Raw genomic sequence first — 5,064 nt, 5'->3', positions numbered from 1 at the left:
ACCGGTCTCGGCCGGGCCGCCTCCACCCCGTGGTCCCCGGGCGCCCTCGCTCGGGAACCCTCATGCCCGCGCCCCCCGGCGCGGGCATGTGCGTACGACGGGCCATAAGACCGTCCAGCGCGACAACTTGCTCCGCTGGGGCGCAAGGACTCCTTGCCCCACAACTTGCTGCGCCGCAGATCACCTGTCTCCGGTGCTGCCATGCCCGGCGCTTCTCATGCTCCTACTACTCCGGTCCGCCCCTGGTTGCTTCTCGCCGGAGACGGGCAGCGACCCGTCCCACCCGTTGCGTCCCTGGTCAGCGCAGGTACGGGTGGAATCTTGATGCGGGTCGACCCGTTGCGGGGAAACGACCCGTCCCCGTGCTGACCTGCACGGGGACGGGTGGGGCGGGTGGATGCGGGTCAGCGCTCGGCGCCTGGGGCCACCTCCTGCCGAGGGCAGTAGCGAGCCCAGGCGTCGGCGAACTGATCGCGGGCGAAGCCTCGGCGCTGGCTGCGGTCGGGGAAGCGGCGGTTGGCGGCGCCGATGCCGAAGTCCTTCAGCAGCAGTTGCAGGCCCCGAGCGGTCAGACCGTGAGACCCGTGCTCGCGCCAAGGAGCTTCGCTGTCGGCGTGCAGGGCGGCAAGCAGCTGCTCGGTCGACAGCAGCGTCGGGTCGCCGCACGCGGCGAACACCGCGCGAATGTCGGCCAGGATGCGGATCGCGAGCGCAGCCTCCTGATCGTTGCCTTCCTCTTGCGCCGTCAGCACGCGGCACGCCTGCCGGGCGCGCTGCGGCCAACTGCCTCCAGCGAGGTCGGCGACCGCCACCAGCGGCTCCCAGGTGTCCGCCGCCCGGTCCTCGACCGGCATGACCGGCTCCATCGACGCCGCCCTGTCGGTCAGCGGCACCAGCCATCCCGCCAAACGGTCCCGCAAATCGTGCAACTGCGGGGTGTCTCGGCGGGAGCGGAAGGGCAGCACCTTCTCCATTGGTGCGCGCCTCCGCATCCGGATCACCACCGCCCGATCCATGATCGTGTCCGGCAAGTCGCCTATCCCGGCCAGCGCCGCCATGGCGAAGGTGCGGAATTTGGTCGGCTTGTGCTCCGGGCCGACAACCCGGGTGGTGGGACGGTTTCGCTGGTGCCCGGAGTTGAGGAGCCCGCGCATCTCCTCGTTCTTCTCCGCGACCTTCACGCTGCCGAATATCGTGTCGGCCTCGTCCACCAGCAGCGTCGGCGGCTGCTCCGTGATCGACCGGAAGATCGCCGCCGGGGTCGAGTTGACCGTGATGAAGGGGTCGTGGACGGTGTCGTGCAGCACGTCCAGCAGCCGCGATTTCCCACATCGCTTCGCGGGGCCGACCACCGCCAGACGCGGTGCGTGCTGCCAGGCGGGCTGGAGGTGGGTGGCCGCGATCCACAAGGTGACCGCGTCGAGAGCCTCAGCGCTCGGCATGACCACGTACCGGGCAACCGCTGACCGCAGCTCGCTCAGCAGGTCAGCGCCCTCCGACAGCGCACTCCGCTGCGGTGGATCGACCGGACCCGTCGGCTGACCGACCGCGGTGACCAGCCCCCGGTCAGTGACCGAGGTCAAGCGACCGGCTGTTCCGGTCAGCCGGTCAGTGACCAGAAGAGGCCCGGTCACCACAGCCGACGGGTCGCCGGACGGCTCCGGCTCGGCGGTCAGTTCCGCGAGCGGCTGCCACGTCGTACGGTCCGGCTGACCGGGTACGGTGACCGGCGGCCAGGCGGCCGCAGGGGGTGCGTCTCGGACAGCGGCTGTCGTAGGCTCCATGTTGTAGCTCCTCGACCGGTGGGAGCAGGCTGGCCGGCCCGCCCCCACCTAGGTTGAACGTGCCTGGCGTACAGGGGAGTTGTGAGCCTCCGGCGTTGGCGCGTCGGGGGCTCGTTCGTTCTCGGCGGTTGGCTCCGCGCGAGCGACCACGGACAGTACGACGAACGCCCGCCGCAGTCCACGAGATCTTGGGCGGCCCCCAACGTGCGCGCGTACAGGGATCACGGACGTCATGCTGCGAGCCCAAGCAAGGCCTGCAACTCGGCCATCACCACGCGATACGAACTGCCCAACCGCAAGACACGGCACGGGTACTGGCCGCGCTTGGCCAACTCGTAGCCCTTGCTCCGCCCCAGGCCGAGTGCGCGGTTCGCCGTCTCCAGGTCCACCGCCGCCGGCAGCGACAGCACTTCATCCTTGGCCATCCCCTTGATCACCGGCCGGGTCATACCGCTCTCACCCATACCTGCCTCCGCACACATACAGCTCTCGGCGAACGCGGTCTCGCGATCGGCTCCAAGCCCAGGTCAGGAGGGTGCACCAAGCTACTGTGTCGTCATTACACAACGCGGTACTGATGCTGGGCGGAATGAAGACAACGCCCCGGAGTGGGCCGACCAGGTCATGGCGACGGTGGCGGCCGAGGTCCGCCGGCGCCGCAAGGAACTGGGCATGAGCGGCGAAGACCTGGCCCGCGCCTGCACCGACCTCGGATACGCCATCCCCCGCAACGTCATCGCCAACATGGAGTCCGGCCGACGTTCCCAACTGCCCCTGGTCGAGGTCATGGTGCTCGCCAAGGCCCTGCACGTCGCGCCGATCTGCCTGATCTATCCCGACGGCCTCGTGGACCGCGTGCAGACGCTCCCCGACGAGGAACCGGCCGACACCTTCGCGGCACTCCAGTGGTTCACCGGCGAGTCGTACGACTACGACGGCCCCAGCCCCCAACTGCGTGAGCGCAGAGCCGCACCGCGACGGACCTGGTCAATGGATGCCGAGGGCAAGATCGTCTGGAAGGACGCCCCGGCAGACGGTTTCTGAACCTGCTGGGAGAAGCACCATGAAGGGCTCGACTCACCGCCGCTGCTACTGCCGTGACGCCGAAACCGGCCGACCGCTGGGCAGTAGTTGCCCGAAGCTCGCGAACCGCAAGCACGGGTCCTACTCCGTACGCCAGGAACTCCCGCCGCGTGAGGACGGCACGCGCCGCTCCTTCAGCCGGGCGGGCTACGACAGTCTCAAAGCCGCCCAGGCCGACCTCGATCACGTCCGCACACTCCTCGGCCTCGCCGACACCGACGACCAGGACAGCGTCCAACGCGTCGCGGCCCTGCTGGAACGCCTGGTGGAGGAGAAGGCCCCGCTGCCCAACGCCGAGGAAATCCGCCGACGCCTCCGGTCCGGGCTCGACCTACGCGGCGGCACGACGGTCGGCGAGTGGCTGGACCTCTGGTTCGCGTCCAAGAAGCGCCGCAGGACGACCCTCAACGGCTACGCATCGCACATCAACGTCCACCTCAAGCCGCGCATCGGGAACGTGCGGCTCGACCGGCTGAACGTCGGCCACCTCGTGGAGATGTTCGACGCGATTGCCGACGCCAACGAGGTGATCGCGGCCGAGAACGAAGCTCGCCGGGCACAGATCGCCCGCTGCAAGCCAAGCACGCCGGGACGGCCCGTAGCCTCCGAGCGGGCGCGGCTGGCGGCGGAGCGGGCCAAGCTCGCCGAGATGCCGCCCTTCCGCAAGGTGACCGGTCCCTCCACACAGCAGGCGATACGCCGCACCCTGCGCGCCGCGCTCAACTCCGCCATCGCGCAGCAGCTCATCACCTTCAACCCCGCCTCGCACGTCGAACTCGTCTCCGGCAGGCGGCCGAAGCCCCTGCTCTGGACGGACGAACGCGTACGGCGGTGGCGGCAGACCGGCGAGATACCCGGCCCGGTCATGGTCTGGACACCGCAGCAGTTCGGCATCTTCCTCGACGCGGCCCAGGACGACCGGCTGTACGCCCTCTTCCACCTCGTCGGCTTCCGCGGCCTACGTCGCGGGGAGGCGGTCGGCCAGGACTGGAGCAACGTCGACCTCAAGGCCGGCCTCATCACCCCGGCCAAGGAGATCGTGGTCGACGGGTGGGATCCGTACGAAGCCGATCCCAAGACGGACGGCAGCGCCAACACCATCGCCCTGGACAGCCTCACGGTTGCCGCTCTCCGCGCCCACCGGAAGCGCCAGAAGAAGGACCACAAAAGGTGGGGCTCTGCCTGGAACGACACCGGCAAGGTCTTCACCCGGGAGGACGGCTCCTGGCTCCACCCCGAGATGGTCTCCGACACCTTCCGCCGCATCCACGCGACGACCGACCTCCCGCCGATCACCTTCCGCGACCTCCGCCACGTCGCCGCAACGCTCACCCACGCGGGCGGCGGCGACATCCACACGGTGAAGGAGGTCCTGCGCCACTCCACGATCGCCCTGACCTCGGACACATACACGAGCCTCCTGCCGGAGCTGGACCGGGAGGTCGCAGAGAAGGCTGCCAAGCTCGTTCCTCGGGCTCGTCCGGCTGGCGGCAAGCAGAGGACCGACGGCTGACCAGATCGACAGCCAGAGCTCCAAAGGTGACGGGACACCCTGCTCTACTCGCATGTGAGCGGCTAACGAGGGAGTCCGCGATATGGCCACGCGACGCTCGCCTTACGTGACACCCTTCGCTGATGGGACGAAATAGCCAACGTCGCCGGTTAACTCGCACGAACAAGAAGAGGCTTCCGGAGCTGGACCTCTCCGAGATCTCCCGTGTTCGCACTGCCAAACGACTGCGCACTGACATCGCAGCTTGGATGGACAACCCCTCCAAAGGGCCAGGGGGCTCCTTCATCGAAGGGGAGAACCCATCAGATCCAGCGATGGTGTGGAGCACTCTGATGCACTGGCTCGTTGCTGCCCGCGAGCAGATCAGCGAGGACCAAGCTCGGGCGGCCGTGGAATGGATTTCCGAGACGCTCGGGGTGTCGCACGACGATCTCCTTTACGCTGCCGGACTCATCGGACACCCAGACTCCCCGAACGTCACCTTGAACGAGGGCATGGAGCACTTCGGTGGAGACCCCATCACGTTCGTTCTGTACATGCTCCTGCTGAGCGGAGCGCTGGTTGCCACAGTCGGCGACGGGGATCCCGAATGGCTGCGACAGTTCGACCTGCACGACTAGGAGCTGTTCGGGGTTCGGATCATGTTTTTGGAGTGAGGAGCTTCAGCCACATGAGGGATCCGCG

Annotated in this window: 4 protein-coding genes and 1 pseudogene; 3 read left to right on the top strand and 2 right to left on the bottom strand. The window is 68.3% G+C overall.

Annotated features, from left to right (window positions below; genetic code table 11):
* Positions 1–404: 404 nt before the first annotated feature.
* Positions 405–1,784, bottom strand: a complete 1,380-nt coding sequence (locus ACFO3J_RS32740) for a DUF3631 domain-containing protein (protein ID WP_386437428.1) — start codon at positions 1,782–1,784, stop codon at positions 405–407.
* Between the two features lie 230 nt (positions 1,785–2,014).
* Positions 2,015–2,248 carry a hypothetical protein gene (locus ACFO3J_RS32735; RefSeq protein ID WP_386437426.1) on the bottom strand — a complete coding sequence of 78 codons (234 nt, stop codon included), beginning with the start codon at positions 2,246–2,248 and terminating at the stop codon, positions 2,015–2,017.
* Positions 2,249–2,342: 94 nt separating this feature from the next.
* Here ACFO3J_RS32735 and ACFO3J_RS32730 point away from each other — a divergent pair.
* From ACFO3J_RS32730 to ACFO3J_RS32720, 3 genes and pseudogenes are all read left to right on the top strand, one after another.
* Positions 2,343–2,708: pseudogene (locus tag ACFO3J_RS32730) on the top strand (helix-turn-helix domain-containing protein); the annotation flags it as partial.
* Positions 2,709–2,847: 139 nt separating this feature from the next.
* Positions 2,848–4,380 (top strand): site-specific integrase, encoded by a 1,533-nt coding sequence (locus tag ACFO3J_RS32725; protein WP_386437423.1) that lies wholly within the window; start codon positions 2,848–2,850, stop codon positions 4,378–4,380.
* A gap of 248 nt (positions 4,381–4,628) precedes the next feature.
* The gene (locus tag ACFO3J_RS32720) at positions 4,629–5,000 is read left to right on the top strand and encodes a hypothetical protein (RefSeq protein WP_386437421.1); all 372 of its coding nucleotides are present in this window, start codon (positions 4,629–4,631) and stop codon (positions 4,998–5,000) included.
* Positions 5,001–5,064: the final 64 nt, after the last annotated feature.

Origin of the sequence: Streptomyces polygonati, from assembly GCF_042650325.1 — a bacterium.
Lineage (GTDB): Bacteria > Actinomycetota > Actinomycetes > Streptomycetales > Streptomycetaceae > Actinacidiphila > Actinacidiphila polygonati.
The sequence above is the reverse complement of the archived record's forward strand: the minus strand, read 5'-3'. Positions and strand labels throughout refer to the sequence as shown.